Raw genomic sequence first — 3,056 nt, 5'->3', positions numbered from 1 at the left:
TGGTGCACTCACTGTTGTTCGTGGCCGGATGGCCCACACCCGCCACAAAATCAATATCGTCATGGCAGGAACCGCAGGCTTCCATACTGGGTTTTTCGACTATTTGGAGCGCCTGTGGGGTGGCCTCATCGTCCGGATCATGACAGGTCAGGCAGTTGCGTGGATCCTGAGGATGAACCACATCGGAAAAATCGCTGGGCGAGTTACGAAACCCCCAGAGAATGTAGTCTTCGCCACTCTGAACGCTGGGCAGCCGCTCCCCCATATGGATCTTATGAATCATCTCGCGAAAATCCAGGGAGTGGCCACTCTGGGCATCAACGCTTCCCGGGTTGTGGCAGGTCACGCAGTAATCGACATCGACCCGACCGCCACCGTGCAGTGCCAGGTCATTCCCGTGACAGCTGCTGCAGGATTCCTGGGAAACAATTTTACGATGATCAATATCCTGTTCCGGGGTCAGACCGGTCGAGGGCTGAAAGGTATACACCGCATTGGCCGCGGGTAGGGATTCACCCCGAAAACTACCGCCCACCTGCAGGCCCACCCGGTGGGTCAACTCCGGCTCGTACTCGACCACCAGCGGCGCACTCACGGCATTGAGATCAAGGCCAAAGGTATAGTGGTAGCTGCCATCACCATTACTGACCAACGCCCCCTCGCTGCTACTTTCGGTGGTGGCCTGAATGACCGTCTCGGTGCCGGGCCAGGGACCCTCCCCCGGGACTTCCTCGCGGTTAATGTAACTTTGCCAGGCGCTGCTGTTACCCTCGGTGCCCGGCACCAGTTTGGCAACCGTAAAGTCGAGCTGTTCCAGATAGGAAAAAGGATAGCCGTCCTGGTCAAGCACCAGGAAGTCGACCACGACCGAGTCCTCAATGCTGACCTCGGTAATATCAACCTTCAGGGCCGTGGGGACTGGGCCCGCGCCACCGCCCGGTGGCCCGGGTTCACCCGGAGGCCCCGATGGCCCGGGAGCGCCAGCCGTCCCCGTCGGGCCGGAGTCGCCGTCACACCCGAGCAAACCAAGCAGCAACAAAGCGCCAACCATCACACTCCAAAAGCGGGCGCGCCGAGATGGGTCCGAATTCATGATCCTTCCCCCGTGTTGATCCTAATGGAACCCTGGTGAAACTCAACAACAGGCTGACCAGCGCTCACTGAAACCGCGTACCCCTGCACCGCGTATCCCTACACAATGTACCCTCTGCCCCTCCCGTTTATTGACACAGATCAACCCATAATCCGATTCTGCAAAGAACGCCGCAAATATCCGATGACGCCCGCCGGTTTGTGTTATTCGTTAAAGAGCACACCTAACTATCCCGCACTGTCCTGAACGACCAAGGATTCATTCATGGGAGGTCTTCATGCACACATCACATTCTGCCCTACGCGAACCCGTCCGCGTTGTATTCTGGCTGCTGGCGACGCTGCTATGGGCAAGCGTAAGTTCAGTGTGGGCCGAAGCGCCTACCGAAGCCGAAGCCTGCGCCAGTTGTCATGGCGAAAAGGGTATAAGCCAGGATGGTGATATTCCCATCATTGCCGGTGCCTCGAATTTCTTTCTGGAAAACCAGCTCTTTCTGTTTCGGGATAAAGGTCGCCCCTGTGCGGGCGAATTGTTCAGTCAACGGGCGGAGTCGCCCCCTAAACCTGACCACTGCGCCCTGGCGGCCGACTGGTCCGATGACGACATAGCAAAAATCGCTGGTTACTTTTCCGCGCTACCTCATCAAAGTGCCGAACAGTCTTTCGATACCGAATTGGCGCAAATCGGAAAAGCCATCCATGAACGCAGTTGCGATCGCTGCCACGCCGAAGGAGGCAGCCTGGCCTTGGACGACGCTGGCATACTCGCTGGCCAGTGGCGGCCCTATCTGATTCGCACCCTGGAAAGCTTTCGTGCGGGGGAGCGCTGGCAGGAAGAAAAAATGGCCGACGCAACGGCCAAACTTCCGGATGACGACATCAAAGCACTGGCCGAGTACTACGTCAGTGTGGGCCAATAGCGGGGAGTCACACCATGAGCGATAACGACGAACCTCCACCGCCAACCGAGCAGAGCAAACGCAGACGGTTTGGCCGCTGGCTATGGGCCCGACCCCGACGCTGGTTTCTGTTCGGAATTCCCGCCGGAGGATTTCTGGCGTTTGTGATCGGCATCGGTTTTTGGATCAGTTTTGACACCACCGTCAAAGCCACCAACACCCTGGAGTTCTGTACTTCCTGCCACAGCATGCAACAGTTCGTGTTTACGGAGTACCAGAACAGCAGCCATTACAATAACCGCAGCGGGGTTAGGGTCGTCTGTGCAGATTGCCATGTGCCCAACGCTTTCTTCCCAAAGATGGCCGCCAAAATGAAAGCGACCGTGGTCGAACTACCCTCGCACTTTATGGGCCGCATTGACACCGAGGAGGAGTTTAACGCGCACAAACCCGCCATGGCCGAACGCGTTTGGGCACGCATGCGGGCAACGGATTCACGCGAATGCCGGAGCTGCCACAGCTACGATGCCATGGCCGAGACGCTGCAGAACCGACAGGCGGTACGCCGTCACTCGCTGGAGTATCGAGAAGCCACCGGTCGCACCTGCATCGACTGCCACCAGGGAATTGCCCACAGCCTGCCGTAAAAATCAAAGGGGTCAGAGTCGTTTGATCCAAAGAATCAAACGACTCTGACCCCTTTGATTTTTACCGTGCGAAAACCACCGTCTTGCTGCCATTGAGCAGCACCCGGTGCTCGGCGTGCCAGCGCACCGCGCGATTGAGCACCACGGCCTCGATGTCCCGGCCGATTTCCGCCATTTCCTCGGGCAGGTTCACGTGGGAGACGCGTTCGACGGACTGCTCGATGATCGGGCCTTCATCCAGATCGGCGGTCACGAAGTGGGCGGTGGCGCCGATCAGCTTGACCCCGCGCTCGTAGGCCTGGTGGTAAGGCTTGGCGCCCTTGAAGCCGGGCAGGAAGGAATGGTGAATATTGATGGCCTTGCCGTTGAGTTTGCGGCACAGGTCATCGGAGAGAATCTGCATGTAGCGGGCCAGCAC

Annotated in this window: 4 protein-coding genes; 2 read left to right on the top strand and 2 right to left on the bottom strand. The window is 58.2% G+C overall.

Going from position 1 to position 3,056, the window contains the following annotated elements:
* Positions 1-865, bottom strand: an 865-nt coding sequence (locus tag B3520_RS00295) for an OmcA/MtrC family decaheme c-type cytochrome (protein ID WP_286875023.1), incomplete at its 3' end; no start/stop codon positions are given.
* A gap of 505 nt (positions 866-1,370) precedes the next feature.
* On the opposite strand from B3520_RS00295, the gene B3520_RS00290 reads away from it, so the two are divergent.
* On the top strand, positions 1,371-2,012 hold the full coding sequence (locus B3520_RS00290; protein ID WP_286806956.1) for a c-type cytochrome: 642 nt from the start codon (positions 1,371-1,373) through the stop codon (positions 2,010-2,012).
* Between the two features lie 14 nt (positions 2,013-2,026).
* A complete protein-coding gene (locus tag B3520_RS00285) occupies positions 2,027-2,638 on the top strand; it encodes a NapC/NirT family cytochrome c (protein WP_286806955.1) in 612 nt (203 codons plus the stop codon).
* Between the two features lie 61 nt (positions 2,639-2,699).
* On the opposite strand, the gene B3520_RS00280 is transcribed toward B3520_RS00285, so the two are convergent.
* Positions 2,700-3,056 (bottom strand): formyltetrahydrofolate deformylase (locus B3520_RS00280; protein WP_286875021.1); only part of this gene is annotated, 357 nt, incomplete at its 5' end.

It is taken from the genome of Marinimicrobium sp. UBA4509 (genome assembly GCF_002388575.1).
Lineage (GTDB): Bacteria > Pseudomonadota > Gammaproteobacteria > Pseudomonadales > Cellvibrionaceae > Marinimicrobium > Marinimicrobium koreense.
This window is presented reverse-complemented; position numbering and strand designations above follow the sequence as displayed.

What these genes read in the sequence shown, in the direction of transcription:
- B3520_RS00285 (WP_286806955.1), top strand. Translation starts at nt 2,027, where the DNA reads ATGAGCGATAACGACGAACCTCCACCGCCAACCGAGCAGAGCAAACGC.
- B3520_RS00290 (WP_286806956.1), top strand. Translation starts at nt 1,371, where the DNA reads ATGCACACATCACATTCTGCCCTACGCGAACCCGTCCGCGTTGTATTC.